Below are 24,897 nucleotides of genomic sequence, written 5' to 3'. Positions count from 1 at the left end.
CCAATGCACGCCAGCGCACTCAGCAAGCATTATCTGGAACTTGCCAGAAAGCCGGTCAATGACAGCAATTTCGCTGGCGACGATATTCGCTACAGCAGCGAGTTCGAATTGCTCGAGACCGAACTGGCCAAGGCTGGCGCACTGCACCAAACCGCCGGCATCGACTGGCAGAAGGTCCGCGAAGGCAGCGAGATGCTGCTCGCCTCGCTCTCCAAGGATCTGCGCGCCGCCGCCTGGCTGACCTGGAGCCTGTTCCAGCGCGAGTCCTTCGCCGGACTTCAGGCAGGTCTCAGCGTCCTGCACTACCTGTGCAGCAATCACTGGGCCGAGCTGCACCCACGCAAGCCACGCACCCGGGCCGCAGCGATCAACTGGTTGCTGCCACGTCTGGAGCAGACCTTTTCCGAAGACGTCCCGGTCGGCGAGCAACTGCCACTGTTTCGCAGCCTCGCCGAGCAGTTACATGCGCTGGAGCAGTGCCTGTCCGGGCATCTGGGCGAAGACGCGCCGTTGCTGCTGCCGCTGTGCCGTCAGCTCGACGGCATGGTCAAGCGCGCCAGCCAGGGGCAGCCGCAGCCAGGTACGGTGGGCGCGGCCATCGCCCAGGTGAAGCAGGTCGCCAGCCAGGTCTTCGCCCCCGGTTCGCCGATCGAGAACGACAAGGAAGCGCTCAAGGCTCTGCGCAACCTGCAGGAACAGGCGCGCCCGCTGACCGCCTGGTGGCTCAAGCAGCGCACCAGCGACCTGCGCCCACTGCGCCTCGCGCGTACCCTGCTCTGGCTGAGCATCGACAGCCTGCCGGAGCACAACAGCGAGCAGGTCACCGCGCTGCGTGGCGTCCCTGCCGACAAACTGGCCAGCTATCGCGAACGCTTCGCTCAGGGGCAGTACGCCGACCTGCTGGTGGATCTGGAAAACAGCACCGCGCGTGCCCCGTTCTGGCTGGATGGCCAGCGCCTGGCCTGGGAATGCCTGCAGGAGCTGGACGCCGAGCAGGCCATGCGCGAGGTGGAGATCCAGCTCGCGCTGTTCCTGCAGCGCCTGCCGCGTCTGGAAGAACTGTGCTTTCACGACGGCACCCCGTTTGCCGATGCCGAAACTCGCGCCTGGATCAGTGGCCAGGTCATGCCCCATGTGCAGCCGTCCACAGCCGCCAGGCAGGACGAGCCGCCCGTAGCCGGCACCCTGCAACCGAGCTGGGAGCTCGCGCTGCAGGAAGCTGTGCCGCTGCTGCGCAAGGACGGCCTCAAGCCCGCCGTGCAGCAGCTCAAACAGGGCCTGGCTCGCGCCCGAGGTGGCCGCGAGCGCTTCTTCTGGCAGCTGAGCCTCGCCCGCCTGTGCTACCAGGCCAAGAAATACGAGCTGGCCAAAACCCAGCTCGAAGCACTCGACCAGCAGCTCGAAGCCAGTGGCCTGGGCAGCTGGGAACCCGATCTCGCCCTCGAGGTACTGCGCCTGCTGCACAGCTGTTGCGAGCTGCTGCCGCAGAACCACGCCGTGCGTGAAAGCAAGGATGAGATTTACCGCAGGCTGTGCCACCTCGATCTCGAAGTGGTGCTGGATTAACCGCAAAGGAGAACACCATGGCCAAAGAAGGCTCGGTTGCACCCAAGGAACGCATCAACGTCACGTTCAAGCCGGCCACCGGCAATGCTCAGGAAGAGGTCGAGCTGCCCCTCAAGCTGATGGTGCTGGGCGATTTCACCCAGCGCGCCGACGATCGCAAGATCGAAGACCGCAAGCCCATCGCCATCGACAAGAACAGCTTCGACGAGGTCCTGGCTAAGCAGGAGCTGAACCTGACCTTCGGCGTGCCGAACCGTCTGCAGGACGAGCAGACCGATGACGAGCTGGCCGTGCAGCTGCGCATCAATTCGATGAAGGACTTCAACCCGGCCAATCTGGTCGAGCAGGTCCCGGAGCTGAAGAAACTGATGGAACTGCGCGACGCCCTGGTCGCCCTGAAAGGCCCGCTGGGCAACGCCCCGGCCTTCCGCAAGGCCATCGAAAGCGTACTCGCCGACGACGATTCGCGTGACCGCGTACTCGGCGAACTGGGCCTGGCGGCCAAAGAGAAGCTGGACGCCTGATATCACCGACAAGGAAGCACATCTACATGACCACTAGCGCAGCCGCCGTCGAGCACGGCAACCACCTCGCCGAAGGCGGCATCCTCGACCGCATCATCGCCGAAACCCGCCTGACCCCGGACGACGAGGCCTACGACATCGCCAAGCGCGGCGTCTCGGCCTTCATCGAAGAACTGCTCAAGCCGCAAAACGAAAACGAGCCGGTGAAGAAGGCCATGGTCGACCGCATGATCGCGGAGATCGACGCCAAGCTCAGCCAGCAGATGGACGAAATCCTTCACCACCCGCAGTTCCAGGCCCTGGAATCCTCCTGGCGCGGCCTCAAGCTGCTGGTCGATCGCACCAACTTCCGCGAGAACATCAAGCTCGAGCTGCTCAACGCCTCCAAGCAGGACCTGCTCGACGACTTCGAGGACAGCCCTGAGATCGTTCAGTCCGGCCTGTACAAGCACATCTACACCGCCGAGTACGGCCAGTTCGGCGGCCAGCCGGTCGGTGCGCTGATCGCCAACTACTTCTTCGATCCCAGCGCACCCGACGTCAAGACCATGCAGTACGTTGCCAGCGTCGCCAGCATGTCCCACGCGCCATTCATTGCCGCTGCCGGCCCGAAGTTCTTCGGTCTGGAAAGCTTCACCGGCCTGCCGGACCTGAAGGACCTGAAGGATCACTTCGAGGGCCCGCAGTTCACCAAGTGGCAGAGCTTCCGCGAACAGGAAGACGCCCGCTACGTCGGCCTGACCGTACCGCGCTTCCTGCTGCGCAACCCCTACGACCCGGAAGACAACCCGGTGAAAAGCTTCGTCTACAAGGAAAACGTCGCCGGCAGCCACGAGCACTACCTGTGGGGCAACACCGCCTACACCTTCGCCAGCCGCCTGACCGACAGCTTCGCCAAGTTCCGCTGGTGCCCGAACATCATCGGCCCGCAGAGCGGGGGCGCAGTGGAAGACCTGCCGCTGCACCACTTCGAGAGCATGGGTGAGATCGAGACCAAGATCCCGACCGAAGTGCTGGTTTCCGACCGTCGCGAGTACGAGCTGGCCGAGGAAGGCTTTATCGCCCTGACCATGCGCAAGGGCAGCGACAACGCCGCGTTCTTCTCCGCCAACTCGGCGCAGAAGCCCAAGTTCTTCGGTAATAGCGAGGAAGGCAAGACCGCCGAGCTGAACTACAAGCTCGGCACCCAGCTGCCCTACCTGTTCATCGTCAACCGCCTGGCGCACTACCTGAAGGTGCTGCAGCGCGAGCAGATCGGTGCATGGAAGGAGCGCACCGACCTCGAACTGGAACTCAACAAGTGGATCCGCCAGTTCGTCGCCGACCAGGAGAATCCGAGCTCCGAAGTACGCAGCCGTCGTCCGCTGCGCGCCGCCCAGGTCAACGTCAGCGACGTCGAGGGCGAACCGGGCTGGTACCGCGTCAGCCTCAGCGTGCGTCCGCACTTCAAATACATGGGCGCGGATTTCACCCTGTCGCTGGTCGGCAAGCTGGACAAGGAATAAGCACTTGAACGGATACGGCAGCCTCTTCGAACGCCTCGGCGGTGACGCCGCACGGCGCTCTGGCTGGAGCCGCGAAGTCGCGGCGATGGCCTCGGTGGCTGCCCATCTGGCCAAGATGCTCAGCACCCGAGCGGGCAGCGTGCAGACGCTGCCCGACTACGGGTTGCCCGATCTCAACGATATGCGCCTGTCGCTGCACGACTCGCTGCAGCAGGCGCGTATCGCCATCGAACGTTTCATCGAAGCGTACGAACCCAGGTTGACCCAGGTGCGCGTGCTGTCGCTGCCGCGCACCCACGATCCACTGACCCTCGCCTTCACCATCGAAGGCCTGCTGGAAGTGGATGACCTCAAGCGCCAGGTCAGCTTTTCCGCCAGCCTGGATGGCAGCGGACAGGTCAAGGTCCAGTAAGGAGACAACGGATGTCCGGCAAACCCGCAGCCCGCCTCGGCGATCCTACCGCCTGCCCGAAGACGGGCCACGGCACCAACCCCATCGCCGCCGGCTCGCCCGACGTGCTGTTCGACGGCCTGCCGGCCGCACGTATGGGCGACGCTTCCGCCTGCGGCGGTGCGATGGCCAGCGCGGTAATCCCCAACGTGCTGATCGATGGCAAGCCGGCGGCGGTGGTGGGCAGTGTGGGTAACCACGGCAATGTCGTCACCGCCGGTTCGGGTACGGTGGTCATCGGCAGCAGCCATAGCGCGGCGCCCTTCCTCGCGCCTGCCGTCCTTGGAGTTGCCAAGACAGTTACTGCAGCGGCCGCTGCCGCCGAGGCCTTTCGCTCATCTGCACCGGTGGCCCGCGCCTGGCAGGAAGAGCCGGGGGACCTAGCGCCTTTGGGCCTGGAAGAAGAAGACGAGGAAGAGGAGCTGGTCGAGCAGCCGCAGCAACAGGCGCGCCAGGGCATCACCCTGCGAATCGGCGTGTTCTTCGATGGCACCGGCAACAACCTGGCTAATGCTGCCGTGACCGAAAAGTGTCGCCAGGACGACCTGACCCTGCTGGACGAGCGCACCCTCGGCGAAGTCGTCGAGTATTGTAGGGCGCATGGTTTCGGCGGTAGCGAAGGCAACGACTTCTTTACCCAGACACCGGACAACAGCTACGGCAACGCGCCGAGCAACGTAGCGCGGTTGTTCGACCTGTACCAGGACGATGCGACCCGGAGCCTGGCTAAGGACGAGCGTAGCGCCAGCATCAAGGCGTATCTCGAAGGCATCGGCACCAGCAGCGGGGAAGAAGACTCGGTGTACGGGCAAGGGACTGGTATGGGCGATACCGGCGTAGTGGCCCGGGTGATGCAAAGTCCGCAGAAGATCCAAGAGTCGCTGGGTCGCCTGCTGGGTAATAACCCCAATCTGGAAATCGAAGGGTTGGAACTCGACATCTTTGGATTCAGTCGCGGGGCTGCTGCGGCCCGTCACTTCGCCAACGAAATACTCAAATCGGAAAGCGGCATCCTGGCGAGTTTATTCAATGCGCAGGCGCCGGGGTTTAACGCGAAATTCGACTGGGCCACCAACGTTCAGATTAACTTCATCGGTCTGTTCGATACGGTGGCGGCCGTGGCCGACCCGTTGAGCTGGGACTTCAGCCCTGCGGACCACCACAATCCAGGTGTCAACCTGTACCTCCCGCCAGATTGTGCGCGCAAAGTGCTTCAGCTGAAGGCCCGTGATGAGATGCGCTGGAACTTCGCGCTCAATAGCGTGACCCCACATCATCAAGAGATAACCCTCCCCGGCGCGCACTCGGATATCGGTGGCGGCTATCTTCCGGTTGTGCAGGAAAAGCTGATCCTAAGTCGCCCGGTCAGCTCCACGGTGCCCGCGGACACACCAACTGAACGTACTCACGCCTGGCGCGAAACCGAGCGCCAATACGAAAAGTGGAAGGCTTTTGGCCTGCCGGATGATCAGATTAAAAAAGACGTTTGCCGTATCCGCAAACTCCACCCCCGCGGAGTCAACCATCCGCCGGAGGATTGGGTGTTAGGCCTGGTAACTATTGACCGTCAGATACGCGGCGAGCTTTCGCTGGTGTATTTGCGTGTAATGCTGGAATTGGCAGTGCAGCAAGGAGTTCCTTTCGATTTCATTGATGACAGGGAAAACGCAACCGCGCTCCCCGAAGAGCTCCAGAAAATTGCTCCTAAGTTGATGGCATTCGCCAAAGGAGACAGTTGCGACCTGAATGAAAACGACGAACGCTTGCTCCGGAGACGCTATATCCATCTATCCGCGCACTGGAAGCCCACCAGTGGTCTGCTTATCAGCAAGCCAGCGCCAAATGTCCGTCTGGTCTACAGCAACAAGCCACAGCAGGGCTATCCCGAATGAAAACTCTTGTTCTCGCTTGCACAATCCTTTTGCTCTGCGGCTGCACCGGCAGCCAGGCCCAACCGAAACTCCCCTATAACGCCTGGTATGTCGGTGTCTTCGCGCCCGAACATATGGAGGTCTGGGTGGAAAGCGTGGATGTGATTGACCGCCGAGGGCTGGCCTACGAGCGCGTCAGTGGCGGGGTCCCGTCCTATACAGGCAAGGTCGACGGCTGGCCCAAGCATCCAGCGGGGGGCGCAGGCAAGGACCTGCCAGGCATCGATCTGCCGGAAATCGTATTTGTTCGCTGGCAGTCAATGGTCGAGCCGCAGACCTACAACGTACGCATCAATATTCCCGAGTGGGTGCGCAAGGAAATGCTCAAGCCTCAGCGCGGCTATTGCCACTTTCAGGGCAAGTGGCTGGATGGACAGTTTCGCAAAGACATCACCATCGGCCTCGCCCCCAGCGGAATCGCAAAAGCTTGGGTAGGCGGCCCCTGCCTGCAATCCATCGAAATCGGTCGCTTCGAAGCCGCGATCAGCAAGGTCGGACCATACGGCGGTACATCCAACGGAGAACATCGTCCGCTCTCCGACAAAGCCAAGGCCTATATCGAGCAACACGGGGTGCCCTATGGGTCATGGTAGATCCTCCTCGCCCTACACCCGCCTGGCGCTCGCCGCCCTCGCGCTGATATTGGCCGCCTGCACCAACACTTCCCCGCCGCCGCGCGAACTGGCCGGGCGCTACGAACTGGTCGGTGTGATGGGAATGGGCTCACAGCTGCTGCTCCATGAACAGGGCACGTTCGAGGCGGTGCTCTACTACGGCAGCCTCGACATCCAGGGTCGAGGGCGCTGGGCAATGGTGGACGGGCAGATCGAGTTGCGCGAGCGCGGGCCGAGGGCCTTCTTCGACAAGATGAGGCTGAAGCCACACGGCAACTGCCTGCTCGTGAACATGGACACCTCCACGGGATGCTACCGCCGACGCTAGGAGCCCCGCCGCGCAAGCGCGCCGGACACGAAACGACAAGGATGAATCGTTAGACATGTCTTTCAACCATTACTACCAGAGCGAACTCACCGCCCTGCGCCAGCTGGGCAAGCGCTTCGCCGAGCGCAGCCCGGCGCTCGCGCCGTTCCTCGGGCAGGCCGGGCGCGATCCGGATGTCGAGCGGCTGCTCGAAGGCTTCGCCTTTCTCACCGGGCGGCTGCGGCAGAAGCTCGATGACGAGCTGCCGGAGCTGACCCACTCGCTGATGCATCTGCTGTGGCCGAATTACATGCGTCCGCTGCCGGCTTTCAGCATGCTGCAGTTCGATCCGCTGAAACGCCCCGGACCGGCGCTGACGGTGCCGCGCAACACCCCGGTGGAATCCAATCCTGTGCAGGGCGTCAGTTGCTGCTTTCGTACCGCCTACGCCACCGAGGTGCTGCCGCTGGCGTTGCAGGCGCTGGAGTATTCGGTCAAAGGCACCGGTGCGCTGCTCAGCCTGCGCCTGCAGATGAGCGCCGATGGCCATCTCGGCGAGATCGGTCTCAACCATCTGCGCCTGCACCTGGCCGGCGAGCCCTATATCAGCCAGCTGCTCTACCTGAGCCTGTTGCGGCATCTGGGCGGCATAGAGCTGGTGCCGCTGAACGAGCAGGGTCATCCGCTGACAGGTCCCGATGGCCGGCCGCTGGCCCCCTTGCAGCTCAACGCCAAGCAGGTCGAACCGGTGGGATTCGCCGAGGATGAGGCGCTGATCCCCTACCCGCTCAACACATTCCGCGGTTATCGCTACCTGCAGGAATATTTCGCCTTCCCGGACAAATTTCTCTTCGTCGACCTCAAGGGCCTGGAGGTCATTCAGCGCATCCCCGAAGATTTGCTCAAGCAGGCCCGCGGCCTGGAGCTGCGCTTCGACATTCACAAGGCCGGCGTGCAGCGCATCCGCCCGACGCTGGACAACGTGCGCCTGTACTGCACACCGGTGGTCAACCTGTTCCCGCACGATGCCATCCCGATCCGCCTGGACGGCAAGCAGGACCAGTACCTGCTGCTGCCAGCAGAGTATGACTCGCAGCAGTGCGGCGTATTCTCGGTGGACCGGGTGACCGGCTGGAAACCCGGCGGCATGGGCTACGAAGAATACGTGCCGTTCGAATCCTTCGAACATGACGCCAGCTTCGATGTGCCGGTGGCGCGGCCGCACTACAGCGTGCGCCAGCAACCTTCGCTGCTCGGAGAAGGACAGGAAACCTGGCTCAGCTTCGGACTGCGCAACCTCGACCAGCACGAGACGCTGTCCATCGAGCTGACCTGCACCAACCAGAACCTGCCGCGCCAGCTGAAGCTCGGCGACATCTGCAAGCCCAGCGAAGACACGCCGGAATTCCTCAGCTTCCGCAACATCTCGGCGGTCACCCCGAGCTACGCGCCGCCGCTGCAGCGCGACTATCTGTGGAAGCTGATCAGCAACATGTCGCTGAACTACCTGTCGCTGGCCAACGTCGAGGCGCTCAAGGTGATCCTCGAGACCTACGACCTGCCGCGCTATTACGACAAGCACGCCGAGAACGTCAGCCGGCGCCGTCTCGGCGGCCTGACTCACATTGCCCACCAGCACGTCGATCGCCTGCATCGCGGGCTGCCAGTGCGCGGCGTACGTACCGAACTGACCATGAACCAGGACGGCTTCATCGGTGAGGGCGACCTGTTCCTCTTCGCCTCGGTGCTCAACGAATTCTTCGCCCTCTACGCCAGCCTCAACTCGTATCACGAGCTGCGCGTGCAGAGCACACAGGGAGAGGTGTACCAATGGACGCCGCGCATGGGTCAGCAAACGCTGCTCTGAAACCGCTCAACCGCGGCATTCGCGAGTACAGCCTGTTCCAGGGCGTGCTGCTGGTGCTCGATCGCCTGCGCCAGCTCAACCCTGGCCTGGACGAAGAGTCGCTCTACGAGCGCCTGGAGTTCCAGGCCAACCCGAGCCTGGGCTTTCCCGGCAGCGATATCGAGCAGGTGCAGTTCTTCCAGGAGCATAGCGAGTGGCGCGCGCGCCTGCGCATCAACCTGGTCAGCCTGTTCGGCGCCGGCTCGCCGCTACCAGCCTTCTACGGTGAACAGGCACTTGGCGACAGCGAGGACGGCAACCCGACCCGCGACTTTCTCGACCTGTTCAACAATCGCCTGCAGCGCCTGCTGCTGCCGATCTGGCAGAAATACCGCTACCGCGCCCGCTTCACCAGCGGCGCCCATGACCCCTTCTCGGAGCAGCTGTTCGCCCTGGTCGGGCTCAGCGGCGAGGCCATCCGCAACGCGCCAGAGCTGAACTGGAAGCGCCTGCTGCCCTATCTCGGCCTGCTCAGCCTGCGCGCGCACTCGGCGGCATTGATCGAATCGGTGCTGCGCTACTACTTCAAGCACGCCGAGCTGAACATCGAACAATGCCTGGAGCGCCAGGTGGAAATCCTCGGCGAACAACGCAACCGCCTCGGCCAGGCCAACAGCCAGCTGGGCGAGAGCCTGGTGCTCGGCGAGCGGGTCCGCGACCGCGGCGGCAAGTTCCGCATCCATATCCGCCAGCTGGACTGGAATCGCTTCCACGAATTCCTGCCCATCGGCAGCGGCTACCAGCCGCTCTGTGCGCTGGTGCGCTTCACCCTGCGCGATCCGCTCGATTACGACCTGCGCCTGGAGCTTCGCCCGGACGAGATCCGCGAACTGCGCATCGGCGCTGACAACAACTGCCGCCTCGGCTGGACCAGCTGGCTCGGACGCGAACGCGCCGACGGCTTGGTCACTCTCGGCAGCCAGACCCATTAAGGAAGATGAAAATGATCAATGTCGATCTGCAACAGCTGGTACAGGCGCTGGACGCCGAAACCAAGCGCGATCTGGAAGGCGCCGCCGAACGCTGCGTGGTACGTGGCGGCAACAAGGTTCTCGTCGAGGACCTGCTGCTCGGCCTGCTAGAGCGTCCCGATGGATTGCTCAAGCGAGCCTTGCTGGATGCCGAAGTGGACGCCGGCGCACTGGCGCAGGCGCTGCAACCACGAGGCGAGCACAGCGAGTCGCGCAACCCGGTGTTTTCCACCGAGCTGGTGCAATGGCTGCAGGATGCCCTGCTGGTGGCCAGCCTGGAACTCGGCCAGAGCCAGATCGACCAGGCCGCGCTGATTCTCGCGCTGCTGCGCAATCCGCTGCGCTATGCCGGCAGCCACTACCAGCCATTGCTGGCCCGGCTGGATGCCGAGCGCCTGCGCGACTTCGCCATCAGCCAGCAGCCGCAGGCCGCGAACGGCAAGCCGGCAGCCAGTGGCGAATCCAACCTGGCGCGCTTTACCCACAATTTCACCCAGCAGGCCCGCGACGGCAAGCTCGATCCGGTGCTCTGCCGCGACTCGGCGATCCGCCAGATGATCGACATCCTTGCCCGGCGGCGGAAGAACAATCCGATCGTGGTCGGCGAGGCCGGGGTCGGCAAGACTGCCATCGTCGAAGGCCTGGCACTGCGCATCGCCGCCGGCGAAGTGCCGGCGGCACTCAAGGGCGTCGAGCTGCTGTGCCTCGACCTCGGCCTGCTGCAGGCCGGCGCCAGCGTGAAGGGCGAATTCGAACGCCGTCTGCAGGGCGTGATCGACGAGGTGAAAGGCTCGCCCAAGCCGATCATCCTGTTCATCGATGAGGCGCACACGCTGATCGGCGCCGGTGGCCAGGCCGGCAGTGGCGATGCGGCCAACCTGCTCAAGCCGGCCCTGGCACGCGGCGAGCTGCGCACCATCGCGGCGACGACCTGGAGCGAATACAAGAAATACTTCGAGAAGGACCCGGCGCTGGCCCGGCGCTTCCAGCCGGTGCAACTGCACGAGCCGAGCGTTCCGGAAGCCGTCACCATCCTGCGCGGGTTGGCGCCGGTCTATGAAAAGAGCCACGGCATCTACCTGCGCGACGATGCGGTCACGGCCGCCGCCGAGCTGTCGGCACGCTACCTGGCCGGCCGGCAGCTGCCGGACAAGGCCGTCGATGTGCTGGATACCGCCTGCGCGCGGGTGCGCATCAGTCTCGCCGCCGCGCCCGAGGCGCTGGAACGTCTGCGTGGCGAAATCGCCGAAGGCGAGCGTCAGCGTGAAGCCATGCGCCGCGATCTGGCCGCCGGCCTGCCGGTCGACACGGCTGCGCTGGAACAGCTGGAGCAACGCCTGATCGTGGCGGGGGGCGAGATCGAGCTGCTCGAATCCCGCTGGACCAGGCAGCGCCAGCTCGCTGAGCGCCTGCTCGACCTGCGCAAACGCACGGCCGAAGCACGCAGCGATGCGAACGAGGGCGGCGTGGCCACATCGCTCGATGAACTGGAGGCCGAGCTGCGCGCCGTGCAGACCGCACTTGCGGCAGCCCAGGCCGAGCAGCGACTGGTCAGCCATGAGGTCTGCCCGCGCCTGGTGGCGGAGGTGATCAGCCACTGGACCGGCGTGCCCCTGGCGCAGCTGGCCCGGGAGCACAGCACACAGGTCGCCAACTTCGCCGCCGATCTGCGCGCCCGGGTGCGCGGGCAGGAGCAGGCCGTGGAGGCGCTGGATCGTGCCATGCGTGCGGCAGCGGCCGGGCTGAACAAACCCGACGCTCCGGTGGGCGTGTTCCTGCTGGTCGGCCCCAGCGGCGTCGGCAAGACCGAAACTGCCTTGGCCCTGGCCGACTTGCTGTACGGCGGCGAGCGCTTCCTCACCGTGATCAACATGTCCGAGTTCCAGGAGAAGCACAGCGTTTCCCGCCTGATCGGCGCGCCTCCGGGTTATGTCGGCTACGGCGAAGGCGGCATGCTCACCGAAGCGGTACGGCAGAAACCCTACTCGGTGATCCTGCTCGACGAGGTGGAGAAGGCCGACCCGGATGTGATGAACGTCTTCTACCAGATCTTCGACAAGGGCGTGGCGAATGACGGCGAGGGCCGCGAGATCAACTTCCGCAACACCCTGATCCTCATGACCAGCAACCTTGCCAGCGAGCGCATCGCCAGTTTCTGCAGTGCCGGGCAGCGGCCGGCGGCCGAGGATCTGGAACTGGCCATCCGTCCGCAGCTGTCGCAGCACTTCAAGCCGGCCCTGCTCGGGCGCATGCGCGTGGTGCCCTATTACCCGATCGCTGGTGAGGTGCTCGATGAGCTGGTTGCGCTCAAGCTGGCACGCTTCGGTGAGCGGCTGCAGCGTCGCCAGCTGCAGTTCAGCCATTGCCCGGCGCTGGTCACGCACCTCTCCGAGCGCTGCGGCGACAGCGACAGCGGTGCGCGCCTGATCGACCATCTGATCGAGCAGCACGTGCAACCGCTGGTGGTGGACCGCCTGCTCGATGCCATGGCCAGTGGCGAGCCGCTGCAGCGGGTGCATGCCACGCTGGATGGCGAGGGTGCCCTAGTTTGTGAGTTCGCCTGAGATGTCCGCGATGTTCAATCAGGTGCCACAGCCGCTGCGCTATGCCGAGGCCCTGCTCGGTCGCTTCGCCGGGCTGGCGCGCGCGGCGAACGCCGACAGCCTGCTCGGCGGGCTGGTGGAAACCGCGGCGCAGCTGAGCGACTGCCAGCTCAGCCAGCTCTATCTGCTGGACGCCACCCATACCCGCCTGACGCTCTCGGCCGAGTGGCACAACGGCCTGTTGCAGCCACGCGAAGCAACCAGTCTGCCGAGCGATTATGACGGTGAGCAGCTGCTGCAATACTGCCTGTGCCAGAACCAGACCCTTTGCCTCAGCGAACTGGATAGCAGCCTGCATGCTTCGGGATTCCTGCCGGATAGCCCGAAACCGTGGCGTAGCCTGCTCTGCCTGCCGCTGCAGGACGAGCAACAGCGCGTCGCCGGCCTGCTGCTCACGGCCAGTACCGAGTCGCGCGAGCTGCACGGTTTCAGCGGCTCGCTGGCCCAACTCGGTGCCTTCGGCCTCGCCCAGCTGCATCTGCTCCAACGCCTGCGCGCGCCCGGCAGCACCACGCCACCCGCCGCACCGGTCAGCCCCTGCGCCAGCGGTTACGGCCTGATCGGCGACAGCCCACGCATGCGAGCGGTCTACCAGTTGATCGGCAAGGTGCTGCACAGCCCGGTCAATGTGCTCCTCACCGGAGAAACCGGCACCGGCAAGGAACTGGTGGCGCGCGCCATCCACGACTGCGGTTTCCGCCGTAGCAAGCCCTTCATCGTGCAAAACTGCGCTTCGCTGCCAGAGCAGCTCTTGGAAAGTGAGCTGTTCGGCTACCGCAAGGGCGCCTTCACCGGCGCCGACCGCGACCGCAGCGGCCTGCTCGATGCGGCGAACGGCGGCACGCTATTCCTCGACGAGATTGGTGACATGCCGCTGCTGCTGCAGGCCAAGCTGTTGCGCGTGCTGCAGGAAGGCGAAGTGCGCCCGCTGGGCTCAACCGAAACCCACAAGGTCGACGTGCGCATCGTCGCCGCCACCCATCGCGACCTGCGCAGCCAGGTGGAGAACGGCCTGTTCCGCGAGGATCTTTTCTACCGCCTCTCGCACTTCCCCATCGAACTGCCGCCGCTGCGCGAGCGTGACGAGGACATCCTGCGCCTAGCCCGCCATTTCGCCGACAAGGCCTGCGCGTTCCTCCAGCGCGATCTGTGTCGCTGGTCCGACGCCGCGCTCGAACGTCTGGCAGGCTATGCCTTCCCCGGCAACGTGCGGGAATTGAAGGGGCTGGTGGAGCGCGCCGTGCTGCTTTGCGAGGGCGGTGAACTGCTGCCGGAGCACTTCAATCTGCATGTGGAGGCGAGCCTGGACAGCAGCCTGAACCTGCGCGAACGCATGGAGCGCGTCGAACGCAGCCTGCTCATGGATTGCCTGCGCAAGAACGGCGGCAACCAGAGCCAGGCCGCCCGCGAACTCGGCCTGCCGCGGCGTACGCTGCTGTATCGCATGGAACGGCTGAATATCAGCCCGGCCGATCTCTAAGGAAGGAAAGACGCCATGTTCAACCCCGCCAACCAGGCCCACTTCACGCTTTCCCTCGAAGGCATCGAGCACGACTTCAAGGTGCTCGAATTCCAGGGCCGCGAGGCCATCAGCCAGCCCTATCGCTTCGACCTGGAACTGGTCAGCGAGCACCCCGATCTGGATCTGGAACGCCTGCTGCATCGCCCGGCCTTCCTTTCCTTCGCGCCGGACGGCAGCGGCATTCATGGACTGGTGCATCAGGCCGCCCAGGGTGAATCCGGCCAGCGCCTGACCCGCTATCGACTGACGCTCGTGCCGCAGCTGGCCTACCTCGCCCATCGCACCAACCAGCGCATCTTCCAGCACCTGAGCGTGCCGCAGATCGTCGCCCAGGTGCTTGAGGAACACGGCATCCAGGCCGATGCGTACCGTTTCCAGCTCGGCCCGGTGATCTACCCGCCGCGCGAATATTGCGTGCAGTACGACGAAACCGACCTGCACTTCATCCAGCGCCTGTGCGAGGAAGAGGGCATTCACTATCACTTCCAGCACAGCGCGGCCGATCATGCCCTGGTCTTCGGCGATGACCAGACCGTCTTCCCCAGGCTCGCTGCCACCGCCTATCAGCAGGACAGCGGTCTGGTCGCCGACCAGCCGGTGATCAAACGCTTCGGCCTGCGCCTGGAAACCCGTACCAGCCGGGTCACGCGCCGCGATTACGATTTCGAGAAGCCACGTCTGACCATGGAGGCCGCATTCCACAGCGACTTCCAGCCCGACCTTGAAGACTACGATTACCCCGGCCGCTTCACCGAGCGCGCCCGCGGCAAGCACCTGTCGCAACGCGCCCTGGAGCGCCACCGCCACGACTACGAACTGGCCGAAGGCGAAAGCGACCAGCCGCAACTGGCGAGCGGGCACTTCCTCCCGCTCGGCGAACACCCGCGCAGCGACTGGAACCAGCTCTGGCTGCTGACCGAGGTACTGCATGAAGGTAAGCAGCCACAGGTACTGGAGGAATCAATTACCAATGTCCCAGCTCACCACGGACTGGCCCCCTCTCCCCTATGGGGAGAGGCCAGGGGTGAGGGGGCTCTTACCAGCTCCGGCTTCCATCAGGGCTACCGCAACCACTTCACCGCCACCCCCTGGGACATCCCCTTTCGCCCGGCTCTGAGGCATCCGAAGCCGAAGGTGCTCGGCAGCCAGACCGCCGTAGTTACCGGGCCGGCGGGCGAAGAAATCCACTGCGATGAATACGGCCGCGTGCGCGTTCAATTTCACTGGGATCGTGAAGGCCTGGCCGATGACAAGACCAGCTGCTGGCTGCGCGTCTCCTCCAGCTGGGCCGGCGACCGCTATGGCGGCATTGCCATTCCGAGGGTCGGCATGGAAGTGCTGGTCACCTTCCTCGAAGGCGACCCCGACCAGCCGCTGGTGACCGGTTGCCTGTACCACAAGGAACACCAGGTCCCCTACGACCTGCCGGCGAACAAGACCCGCACGGTGTTCAAGACCCTGAGTTCCCCAGGCGGTGGCGGCTACAACGAACTGCGCATCGAAGACCGCAAGGGCGCCGAGCAGATCTACATTCACGCCCAGCGCGACTGGGACGAGAACATCGAGCACGACCAGAAGATCCGCGTCGGCCACGAGCGCCACGACACCGTCGAGGCCAACAGCTACAGCGAATTCCGCGCCGAAGAACACCGCACCACCCAGGCCGACCGCAAGACCGAAATCCGCGCCAACGACCACCTCACCGTGGGTAACAGCCAACACCTGAAGATCGGCACTGGGCAATTCATCGAGGCGGGCAATGAAATCCACTACTACGCCGGCAGCAAGGTCGTCATCGACGCAGGCATGGAACTCACCGCCTCCGGCGGCGGCAGTTTTCTCAAGCTCGACCCCAGCGGGGTGACGCTGAGCGGCGCGACCATCAAGATGAACTCTGGCGGCTCGGCTGGCACAGGTTCAGGCGTGAACGTCATCTCTCCTCGGATTCCCTGGGCAGCCGACCAAGACAAGGCCGGCGCCAAGCCCAAGCTCGCGCTGGCCAATACCCAACTGCAGCTGGCGCGCAAGGCCCGGCAAATTGCCGCCAGCCGTTGCCCGATCTGCGAAGCGTGCCGGGCGGGGATGTGTGAAGTTGGAGGCGGCCGATGAACGACAGGGTCGAACACTGGCTCAGCGAGCAACAAACCAAAGGCCGACCGCTGCTGCTCGTTATCGACAGCCTTGCAGAACCGACTCCGCTGCCTAGCCTGTTCTCAACGGATCTGGTGCACAGCTACGCCAATCTTTATCAGGGTACCGAGGTCGACGAGATGGCCGGCGCCGCTCCTTGGCTGATATTGCTGAACGAGCTGAATTTCACGCAGCTACGTTCGCTGACCGATGCACCGGAGCAGAACTGGGGCTGGCTCGCCAGCGTCGACCACGCCGACATGGCTGCGCTCACTCAGCACTGGCAAGCTCGCATCTTTGCCGACGAACAAGGACAGCGTTCGCTTTATCGATTCCAAGACAACCGCATCATCGCGCGTCACCTCGGCGAACTGGACGCGTCACAACGTCCTCTGCTGCTTGGCCCAATGACCAGCGCGCTCTGCTGGGATGGTCAGGACTGGCAATGGTTCGATAACGAGCTGCCAGGAGAGTACCGCGAGCCCTTCGAAAAACCTTGGTTGTCCATCCCAGAGCCAGAGCAGGTACAACGTGCCGTAGCACACCACAACCTCGAGTTGTGGCTATGGCAGACCCACACGCAGGAGACCACTCGGCTCGCCGAAACCCAGGTGGTGAGTGACTGGCTGGACCATCAACTCGACAAAGCGAAGGAATGGCACTGGCACGGCGAGCCGCAACTGCACTTTCTGCTCCGCTACCAGCTCGACCCCGAACTGGCCGATCACCCGGCCTGGCGACCGACCGCAAGGGAAACACCGGAAGCCCACTATTCGCGAGTCAGTTCAGCGCTGACTTCAAGCCTTTCCGCATGAGATCGAACAGATGACTGCTCACACCTTTTTCCATAGCCGCTTCCTGCTTGCTCGCGCATGGCCTGCGCTGCTGGGCCTACTGCTCAGCGGTTGCAGCACGCTTGGCTCGGTCGGCGCCGACACCTTCACATTGCAAGGCGAGCTACCTGCCGATTTCGCACTGAAGGCCCAAGCTCATTACGGCGGGTCCGAGAGTTGTAGTGGCCGCGGTCATGTGAAGACTTTCAAAGAAGATTACGAAAAGGTGTTGCATGGGTATAAGTTCGAGATTCCTGTTAGTTATCAAGATGGCCTTTGTGATCTGCAACTGGTTAGGGTCAAATTATTCATCCAGGCCCGTTACGGAGAAAAGGATTGGCAACAAACTTACGATAACGGCGAACTGCTGGTAGTTGCGAAACCGACTACCGAGGATGACAACAATCTACCTGGCCGCCCTGAACCGATACGCTCTGAGTGCTCATGGTTATTCCAAGAAAGCAGGCTAAACCTAGAAATATCAAAAATACTTAGTTGCAAGGGAGCAGGAGCTCGACTAAACAGAAAACAGCTATCCCAGCAGACCGTCATGTTGACCTTTACGGTAAGTCCTAGAGAAAAACCTTATCGGGATAATACTTGGATAGAATTTCCCGAAGGGTGGAGGCCGTGTCTACCTAAGGAGGGCTGGCAGCAGTGCCAAGATCCCCCAGTGTTTAAGACATACAGAAACAACAACAAAGAGTGCACCATTTATCCAAATTGCACGGAATAACCAAGGATGACCGGAACAACAGAGCAACTAAGCTGCCCTTTGAAAAACGCTTGGGTTAGCTTCCGCCTTGTGGATGAGCATGGAGAGGGCTCACCTTACGCTGGATTGCCTTACAGGCTATTTGATAATCAAGGCCAAGTTAACGAGGGGCTTTTAGATAGCGATGGTTTCGCTCACATAACGGATGTACATCCTGGCATTATAGTGCTCGAACTATCGCAACCCGCAACGACCTTCATTGATCCTTGGTACGAAGAGCTTTCTATTAGAGAAGTTTTCAAGGTGCCGCTGACAGCTATACAAATGGCAGCGGAACAATCACCCGCAGGGCCTCGACGCACTGATGGGCAAACCTATCTAGCGCGAGAACGCGCAGCAAAAGAAGGTGCTTATTTCATACGAGCCGAAGTCAGCAATTTCGTAGCGAGCAAAGGCCATCTTCCGACACCAGACGAAAATTGGACGACACCATCGGCACTAAAACAGAACGCAGGCTCAGCAGCAGACCAGCCAGGCGTTGCTCTTGGTTGTAACAGGCGCCATGTCATCGAGATAAAGGCGCTACGTGCCTACAGTCCGTTGCTTTCCCGCGGCGCTGATTTCTGCGCGCTGAATGCCTATCACCTTGCGGTCATGAGCGCCTTCGCCTACGCCCCATTCAGCACCTCTACCAATCCTTACTCTTCAGCACCGCCACCCTATTCAGCGCTTGGCAGCATCGGACACGTATTTCAGAACCAGCTAGGACGCAGGATTCAGCCAACACAATTCAACACCGCGTCCCCCTATCATCTGCTCTGTGAAGAAGTGCCTTATTCGAAGCGCCTCGAAATCATGCCTTACGATCCGGCGCGCTATGAAAAGGAAGCACAGGAGGGCTGGCGAAATCCCGAAGATGTGCACTTCTTGCACGACACGGATAACGAAACAGATACCAACACCCAAGCGTTCATCACCCATAACGACAAGATCGTATTGATTTCCGTCCGCGGTACGCAGGAGTTTCTGGCCGACGCCAGTCGAGACGCAGATGCCCGCCAGGTGCCATACGAAGAAGGTGAAGGCCAAGCACACCGCGGCTTCTACAAAGGATTTCAGGCTGCAAAGCCATTCGTAGAGCGCTACCTAAATGCCTTTTATACCGGCGAACAAACGCTGATCATATGTGGCCACAGCTTAGGCGGGGCCATTGCACTCCTGCTGGCCGAATGGCTACGGCGCAAGCCCACCAAACCTAAGGTAATCCTCTACACCTTCGGCGCCCCACGCGCGGGCGACGCGGCCTTCGTCAACGCCGCACGTTCTCTCACGCACCACCGTATCGTCAATCACAACGACCCCATACCTGCGCTTCCACTGCCGTGGATGGATGCCGAATGGAGGCTGGCACTCCCCGGTGCAGCTTTGGTGTATAGCTCACCGGCTCTCGGCATTGCGCTGCTCCTCGCGGGGATCGTGAACCTTCAAGGTGATCCCTACGAGCATCACGGGGAGCAATGGCATTTCATGCCGCGCAAGCCCGGCGCGGGCAGCGAGACGGCGATTCTGTGGCAGCCGGGCTGCGCGATGATTGCCGAGCAGACCTGCGCTCGTACCATCGGCGAAATCGGTCTGGATGGAGATATGCCGAAGCGCGTTGCGCTCGCAGGTTCTCAACACTCGAGCGACAGCGGCTATGCGCGAGCGGCGCTGGCCAACCTGCTGCGCTGGACTGTCAGCGTAGAGCAGCGCAACGGCAGGCTGTTCACCGACGCTGAGGTTCGCGACATTTATGCCCAAGTCCTGAGTACCGCGCAGCTGCTGGAAAGCTGGCAAGCGCGCTCCTTCAATGAATTCCGCTGGGAGATCAGGCGCAGGGGGGTAATGCGTTTCTACGGCAAGACGGATCTTGAACTGCGCGCCATCTACGCCGATGCGGTGGAGCAGGGCGAACGCGTTCGAGCCGAACAAAGCCCCGCATTGTCTCGCGCACAGCAGCGCCTGCTTGCTCAGGCGGAGCGGATGGTGTCAATGCGCAGCGTCTTTGGGGAGCACGCGGAGCGGCCGGACCTGCCAGAGCTGATCACACAATGGCGCGCCATCGAAGACGACCAGAATGCGGAACGGCTGTCGGCCAGCACGCCACGAAGCGCCGGTGCCATTGCCTAACGCACGGCACCGTATGTGATAACCCAGCTCTAGTTTTCCAGGCGACAAAACCGTTCGGCAGAGAAGCAGACTCGGGCGATGAACGGACAGGGATTAAGTCGCGTGAAGTGACAAAATGACATCACAGCTGCGGATGCAGCCCTTCCGATGATCAGAGTCACTTTCATGTCCGCCAATCGCCGCTATTCCATCATTCTCGAACACACCGGCCAGGTCCTGCTGGAGCAGGCCTCGCTTGAGCAGGTCGAGGCGTTCTGGGACGCCAATGATGCCCTTTACTTTGGTCTGCGCATCGAAGACGCGCAGAGCGATCACGCCACTGTGTTCGTCACCGATGAGATTCCCGAGGATGAGGACGTCGTGCCTGCCTGAGGTGGCGATTAAGGTCGGTGCTAGCGAATTCTCCACAGGTGATCGAGCGAGAGTCGGCCGGCGCCACGGCCGATCAGCAGTAGTAGCAGCGCCGCCCAGCTCAGGTGAGTCGACCAGGCGTCGGGGTAGACGAACAGCTGGATCACCAGCGTCATCAGCAGCAGTGCCAACGCCGACAGCCGCGTGAACAGGCCGAGCACCAGCAGCAGCGGGAAAAGATGCTCGGCATAGGTCGCCAGGTGCGCCGCGATATGCGGTGGCAGCAAAGGCAATGCGTATTCGCTGCGAAACAGCTCGAACGTGCCCGGGGTGATGTCCAGCACCCCGTTCACTTTGGTGCGCCCGGAGAGCAGGAAGATCGCCGCGATGGCCAAGCGTGCCAGCAGATTCAGCAGCGAATCGCCGAGCAGTTGCTGCAACCGCTGCGCGGCTGCGTTCCATTGTTGACGCAAACGCAGCGGCTGGTTGTGCATGGCGTTCATGACGGTTTCCTCACGTGGATGGCGTCGTCGGCGCCAGCGCGGCGAACGCGCCCGCCGCCAGCAGCCGGCCTAGCAGGTCGTTGAAGTCGAGTTGCGGTTGAACCGCCAGCGCCTGTTCCGAGGCCTGCTCCAGTGACCGGCCAGCGGCACAGGCATCGAGAAATGCACAGCCGGCGCGTTCGAGTGGCTGCCAGCCGATGCGGCCGGCGCTTCGGCTCAGCAGTACCCCTTCGCCTTGCCAGACCAGCTCTGCCGGCACCACACGTCCTTCACGGGTGCAACTCCAGATGCTGAAAACCGGCAGCTCGGCGAACCACCGCCAACGCAGCGCGGCGCGCGGAACGAGCGTCTGCCGGGCAAGCTGCTGCGGGGTTTGTTTCGCCAAGGCAGCGAGCGCAAGGACCGGTTGTTCCACGGCGCTGAATACCTCGAGCCAGAGCAGGTCCAACTGCGCGACACCAGACAGATAGGGCAGCTCACGCGCCGGTTCGAAGCCCTGCAGGAGCGCCGGAAAATCCTCACCGTACTCAAGCAACGGGCCACTGCGCGGCGGCATCTCGCGAGCGTACAGCGTCGCGGCGGCGGCAAACCATTCCTCCCCCACCAATCGTTCGACGGCAGGGAAATTGGCGCGCAGTGCATCGACACAGCCCTTGGCCAGCGTGTTGCGGTAGACCGCGAAACCCGGCTGCCCGACCAGCGCAGCGACCTCGCCCGCCGCACTGCCGAGCGCGTCGGTCAGCGCCGCGACGAAGGCGTCCTGAAATGCCGCCAGCGAGCCGCTCATTGCCAGGCCCTCACTTCATCGAGCACCTGCTGGGCACGGGTGCGCTCGGCCAGCAGCGTCTCGAAGGGGGGCAGCTTGTCGTCGCGTTCGATCAACGTCGGGCGCGGGCCGATACGCTCGATCAGTTGCCGATAGAGCGCCCAGACCGCCGCGTCCACCGGTGCATCGTGGGAGTCGATCAGCAGCGAGGATGCGTCATCCTGGCTGTGCCCGGCAAGGTGGACCTCCATGATCGGCGCGGCGGGAAAACACCGCAGGTACGCGTCGGCATCGAAACCCAGGTTGTGCGCGCTGACCTGCACGTTGTTGACGTCCAGCAGCAAGCCGCAGCCGGTGCGCTGGCTGAGCTCGGCGAGAAAATCGATCTCGTTCCATTCATGTTGCTCGAAGCGCAGGTAATGGCTGGGATTCTCGATGGCGATGCGCTGCCCAAGCATCTCCTGGGTGCGCTCGATGTTCTCCGCGATTCGCCGCAGCGCCGCCATCGTCCGCGGAAATGGCAACAGATCAGGATGGTAATTGCCGCGCCAGCTCGACCAGGCCAGGTGTTCGGAGATCAACGCCGGCCGCACACGTTCGGCCAGCGCCTTGAGCCGCTGCAGGTGCGTCTCATCCGGCGCACAGTCGGCAGCCAGCGACAGCGACACACCGTGCAGCGACAGCGGGTGCTGCGCGCCCACTGCCTCCAGCCAGTCGAGCCGTGGGCCGCCGCCGACCATGTAGTTTTCCGGATGGACCTCGAACCACAGCCCGTCCGCCACGCAGGCGCAGGCGTCCGTGTAATGCTCGGGTTTTAGCCCTAGTCCTGCTCCGAGAATCTGCATGGCCGGCACGCTAGGCTCAGCGCTCGCCCGGCGTCAGCGAGCCCATTCCCTTGGGCGTCTCGATCGAGGTGCAGGTACCGACGGGCACCAGTTTCCATGCGTTGCCTTGGTAATCGCGCTTGGAACTGCCGGCGCAACTGGTGCCGGCACCGGCCTTGCAATCGTTCTGTCCGGCCAGCGCGACGCCGTAGCATTTTTCCATGTCGCCTTTGTCGTTCTCGCCTGCCTGAGCGCCAGCGGCGATCGAAGCCAGGGCAATGGCGGCAGCCGCAAGGTTGAGAGCCTTCATGTTGGATTCTCCGCAATCGTTGAGTGGCCATCGGCGAATCTGCAGATGGCTCTTCAGGTAATTCGCTGCGTCAGTCGTGGTGGTTACAGTCAGCAAAAAATTATTTTGAGATTTCCTCGCGACGTCCCTACCGTGACCCTGGTCGACGGGCGGCGGACATTTCGCGATTCCACCTGTAACCAGAGCAGCCGATGGAACGAATTACCTCTCAGGAGACACTCCAGGCCCGCGAGAACGAGCTGCGCGCGCTGCTGCTGCGCGGGCTCGATGGCAATGCGAAGGCCTACCGGGCATTCCTCGACCAGCTCGGCGGCCATCTGCGCGGTTTTCTGCGTCGCCGCCTGCCGCAGCCGGACGAGCTGGAAGATGTGCTGCAGGAGGTTCTGCTGGCCGTACACAATGCGCGGCAGACCTATCGTGCGGAGCAGCCGCTGACGGTCTGGGTGCAGGCGATCTGTCGCTACAAGCTGGCCGACCACTACCGCACCCGTGGCCGTCAGGCCGCGCAGACGGACTGGCTGGACGAGGCCGACGAGCTGCTCGCCGTACAGGACAACGCGCAGGCCGAGGCCCGCCGCGACCTGGGCAAGCTGCTCCAGCAGCTGCCGCCACGCCAGCGACTACCCATCGTTCACGTCAAACTGGAGGGCCGCTCGGTGGAAGAAACTGCGCGTCTGACCGGGCTTTCCAGCTCGGCGATCAAGGTCGGCATCCATCGCGGGCTCAAGGCCCTGGCGGCGAAGATTCGAGGTGGCTCATGAAAACCGATGACCTGATCGCCCTACTCGCCAGCGAGGTTGCACCGGTGGACCGGCACGTCGTCGCCAAGCGCTTCGCCACGGCGCTGCTGTGCGGCCTGGCCGGCGCGCTGTTGCTGATCGTGACGGGTTATGGCATCCGCGCAGACCTGGCGGTGATCGCCACCACGCCGCTGTTCTGGGCCAAGCTGGCACTGCCGGCGACCCTGCTCTTCGGTGCGCTGTTGCTGACCACGCGCATGGCCCGCCCCGGCACGCGGGTAGATCGCAGCTGGCTGCTGCTGGCGGCGCCGGTAGTGATCGTCTGGGTCGCCGCACTGGTGATTCTGATTACCGCCCCGGCCGACACGCGCGTGCCGCTGCTGCTCGGCAACACCTGGCGCGAGTGCCTGGCGAATATCGCGCTGCTGTCGATCCCCGCCTTCATCGCCGCGTTCTTGGCGTTGCGCGGGCTGGCGCCGACGCGCCCGCGCCTGGCCGGCGGCGCTGCCGGCCTGCTCGCCGGTAGCATCGCGGCCCTCGCCTACAGCCTGCACTGCCCGGAGATGGCGGTGCCGTTCTGGGCGCTCTGGTACCTGCTCGGCATCTTGCTGCCCGGCGTGCTCGGTACACTCCTCGGGCCGCGCCTGCTGCGCTGGTGAGGCGCCGCAGTGCGCCCTCGTCCGGCATAATCGTCGACCCGCCCGCGGAGCCGAAGCCATGCAGATCGACGAAGAACTGACCCTGAAGAAGCTGGAAGTGTTTCTGGCCTTCATGCGCAGCGGCAATCTGGGCAAGGCCGCGGTGGAGCTGAACACCAGCAACGTCAGCGTGCACCGCGCCATCCACTCCCTGGAAAGCGCGCTGCGCTGCCCGCTGTTCAAGCACGAGGGGCGCAACCTGATCCCGCTGGAAAGCGCCTATGTGCTGGAAGAGCGCGCCCAGCAGCTGGTCAAGGACGTGCTCGAGACGGTGCGCCAGACCCGAGAGGCAGCCGGTTTCTCGGCCGAGCGCTTCAAGCTCGGCGCGCTGTATTCGCTGACGGTGAAGACCGTGCCGCAGCTGATCATGGGTCTGAAACTGCGCCGCAGCGAACTCAACATCGACCTGATCCTGGGCTCCAACGTCGACCTGCTCTACAAGCTGAAGAACATGGAGCTGGACGCCATTCTGGTGTCGCTCAACGAAAGCGTGGCCGACCCGGACTGTGCCCAGGTGCAGCTGTTTTCCGACGACATCTTCCTCGCCGCGCCAGCCGACTCGCCCTTCGCCAATCAGAGCGAGGTGGACCTCAGCGACCTGCGCGACGCCACCTTCATCACCCTGTCGCAGGGCTTCGCCACCCACCAGGACGGCAACCGGGTGTTCCAGCTGGCGGGCTTCGAGCCGAAGGTGGCGATGCAGGTGAACGACATCTTCACCCTGCTCAGCATGGTCAATTCCGGGGTCGGCTATGCGCTGTTGCCGGGGCGCGTGGGAATGGTCTACGAATCGCGGGTGCGGCTGATCCCACTACAGGCGCGTTATCACCTGCAGCAGCATATCGGCGTGGTGTTCCTCAAGGCCAAGGAACGCGACCCCAACCTGCTGGCGCTGCTCGCCGAATGCCGGATGTACAGCTTGAAACATCCGAGCTGAAGCGGTGCAGGGAAAATCCGC

23 protein-coding genes are annotated in these 24,897 nt (G+C 63.3%); 19 read left to right on the top strand and 4 right to left on the bottom strand.

From position 1 onward, the window contains the following. Positions 1–3 precede the first annotated feature (3 nt). From tssA to BM275_RS08750, 16 genes are all read left to right on the top strand, one after another. Positions 4–1,566, top strand: coding sequence for a type VI secretion system protein TssA (gene tssA, locus BM275_RS08825; protein WP_041015019.1), 1,563 nt, complete (start codon positions 4–6; stop codon positions 1,564–1,566). 17 nt (positions 1,567–1,583) lie between these two features. Further along, entirely contained in the window at positions 1,584–2,090 is a 507-nt protein-coding gene (gene tssB, locus BM275_RS08820; protein ID WP_008567243.1) for a type VI secretion system contractile sheath small subunit, read from the top strand. 26 nt (positions 2,091–2,116) lie between these two features. Beyond that, positions 2,117–3,595, top strand: a complete 1,479-nt coding sequence (gene tssC, locus BM275_RS08815; protein ID WP_008567242.1) for a type VI secretion system contractile sheath large subunit — start codon at positions 2,117–2,119, stop codon at positions 3,593–3,595. Positions 3,596–3,599: 4 nt separating this feature from the next. Beyond that, a complete protein-coding gene (tssE, locus tag BM275_RS08810) occupies positions 3,600–4,007 on the top strand; it encodes a type VI secretion system baseplate subunit TssE (RefSeq protein ID WP_041015018.1) in 408 nt (135 codons plus the stop codon). A gap of 11 nt (positions 4,008–4,018) precedes the next feature. Next, a complete protein-coding gene (locus tag BM275_RS08805; protein ID WP_041015017.1) occupies positions 4,019–5,938 on the top strand; it encodes a PAAR domain-containing protein in 1,920 nt (639 codons plus the stop codon). Then, complete coding sequence (locus BM275_RS08800) at positions 5,935–6,570, top strand: DUF2931 family protein (protein ID WP_041015016.1); 636 nt, start codon at positions 5,935–5,937, stop codon at positions 6,568–6,570. Before BM275_RS08805 ends, BM275_RS08800 begins: the two co-directional genes overlap by 4 nt. Then, on the top strand, positions 6,557–6,919 hold the full coding sequence (locus BM275_RS08795) for a hypothetical protein (protein WP_041015015.1): 363 nt from the start codon (positions 6,557–6,559) through the stop codon (positions 6,917–6,919). Before BM275_RS08800 ends, BM275_RS08795 begins: the two co-directional genes overlap by 14 nt. A gap of 55 nt (positions 6,920–6,974) precedes the next feature. Beyond that, positions 6,975–8,765, top strand: a complete 1,791-nt coding sequence (gene tssF, locus BM275_RS08790) for a type VI secretion system baseplate subunit TssF (protein WP_041015014.1) — start codon at positions 6,975–6,977, stop codon at positions 8,763–8,765. Further along, positions 8,729–9,736 (top strand): type VI secretion system baseplate subunit TssG, encoded by a 1,008-nt coding sequence (gene tssG / locus BM275_RS08785; protein WP_041015013.1) that lies wholly within the window; start codon positions 8,729–8,731, stop codon positions 9,734–9,736. The genes tssF and tssG overlap by 37 nt, the downstream gene beginning before the upstream one ends. An 11-nt stretch (positions 9,737–9,747) precedes the next feature. Beyond that, a complete protein-coding gene (gene tssH, locus BM275_RS08780) occupies positions 9,748–12,339 on the top strand; it encodes a type VI secretion system ATPase TssH (protein WP_041015012.1) in 2,592 nt (863 codons plus the stop codon). Positions 12,340–12,349: 10 nt separating this feature from the next. Continuing rightward, on the top strand, positions 12,350–13,858 hold the full coding sequence (locus tag BM275_RS08775; protein WP_041015116.1) for a sigma-54 interaction domain-containing protein: 1,509 nt from the start codon (positions 12,350–12,352) through the stop codon (positions 13,856–13,858). A gap of 15 nt (positions 13,859–13,873) precedes the next feature. Then, positions 13,874–16,009, top strand: coding sequence for a type VI secretion system Vgr family protein (locus tag BM275_RS08770; RefSeq protein ID WP_090520685.1), 2,136 nt, complete (start codon positions 13,874–13,876; stop codon positions 16,007–16,009). Next, positions 16,006–16,845 (top strand): DUF4123 domain-containing protein, encoded by an 840-nt coding sequence (locus BM275_RS08765; RefSeq protein ID WP_041013882.1) that lies wholly within the window; start codon positions 16,006–16,008, stop codon positions 16,843–16,845. Before BM275_RS08770 ends, BM275_RS08765 begins: the two co-directional genes overlap by 4 nt. 10 nt (positions 16,846–16,855) lie before the next feature. Next, positions 16,856–17,599 (top strand): hypothetical protein, encoded by a 744-nt coding sequence (locus BM275_RS08760; protein ID WP_045666204.1) that lies wholly within the window; start codon positions 16,856–16,858, stop codon positions 17,597–17,599. A 6-nt stretch (positions 17,600–17,605) separates the two neighbouring features. Further along, complete coding sequence (locus BM275_RS08755) at positions 17,606–19,747, top strand: lipase family protein (protein ID WP_238144070.1); 2,142 nt, start codon at positions 17,606–17,608, stop codon at positions 19,745–19,747. Positions 19,748–19,912: 165 nt separating this feature from the next. Further along, the gene (locus BM275_RS08750; RefSeq protein ID WP_041013889.1) at positions 19,913–20,119 is read left to right on the top strand and encodes a hypothetical protein; all 207 of its coding nucleotides are present in this window, start codon (positions 19,913–19,915) and stop codon (positions 20,117–20,119) included. A gap of 20 nt (positions 20,120–20,139) precedes the next feature. On the opposite strand, the gene BM275_RS08745 is transcribed toward BM275_RS08750, so the two are convergent. From BM275_RS08745 to BM275_RS08730, 4 genes are read right to left on the bottom strand one after another with little or no spacing between them, the layout of a single operon-like run. Beyond that, entirely contained in the window at positions 20,140–20,601 is a 462-nt protein-coding gene (locus tag BM275_RS08745; RefSeq protein ID WP_090520683.1) for a DoxX family protein, read from the bottom strand. Positions 20,602–20,611: 10 nt separating this feature from the next. After that, positions 20,612–21,388 carry an HvfC/BufC N-terminal domain-containing protein gene (locus BM275_RS08740; RefSeq protein ID WP_090520681.1) on the bottom strand — a complete coding sequence of 259 codons (777 nt, stop codon included), beginning with the start codon at positions 21,386–21,388 and terminating at the stop codon, positions 20,612–20,614. Next, a complete protein-coding gene (gene bufB, locus BM275_RS08735) occupies positions 21,385–22,212 on the bottom strand; it encodes an MNIO family bufferin maturase (protein ID WP_041013888.1) in 828 nt (275 codons plus the stop codon). The genes BM275_RS08740 and bufB overlap by 4 nt, the downstream gene beginning before the upstream one ends. Positions 22,213–22,228: 16 nt before the next feature. Continuing rightward, on the bottom strand, positions 22,229–22,501 hold the full coding sequence (locus tag BM275_RS08730; RefSeq protein ID WP_041013880.1) for a BufA1 family periplasmic bufferin-type metallophore: 273 nt from the start codon (positions 22,499–22,501) through the stop codon (positions 22,229–22,231). Between the two features lie 191 nt (positions 22,502–22,692). Here BM275_RS08730 and BM275_RS08725 point away from each other — a divergent pair, with 191 nt between their 5' ends. The 3 genes from BM275_RS08725 to BM275_RS08715 are packed head-to-tail and all read left to right on the top strand — an operon-like array spanning position 22,693 to position 24,876. Next, the gene (locus BM275_RS08725; protein ID WP_023444061.1) at positions 22,693–23,262 is read left to right on the top strand and encodes a sigma-70 family RNA polymerase sigma factor; all 570 of its coding nucleotides are present in this window, start codon (positions 22,693–22,695) and stop codon (positions 23,260–23,262) included. Then, complete coding sequence (locus BM275_RS08720; RefSeq protein WP_041013879.1) at positions 23,259–23,900, top strand: DUF1109 domain-containing protein; 642 nt, start codon at positions 23,259–23,261, stop codon at positions 23,898–23,900. The genes BM275_RS08725 and BM275_RS08720 overlap by 4 nt, the downstream gene beginning before the upstream one ends. Before the next feature lie 58 nt (positions 23,901–23,958). After that, positions 23,959–24,876, top strand: coding sequence for a LysR family transcriptional regulator (locus BM275_RS08715; RefSeq protein ID WP_003303887.1), 918 nt, complete (start codon positions 23,959–23,961; stop codon positions 24,874–24,876). Positions 24,877–24,897 lie beyond the last annotated feature (21 nt).

Source organism: Stutzerimonas kunmingensis (assembly GCF_900114065.1).
Classification (GTDB): Bacteria; Pseudomonadota; Gammaproteobacteria; order Pseudomonadales; family Pseudomonadaceae; genus Stutzerimonas; species Stutzerimonas kunmingensis.
The sequence above is the reverse complement of the archived record's forward strand: the minus strand, read 5'-3'. Positions and strand labels throughout refer to the sequence as shown.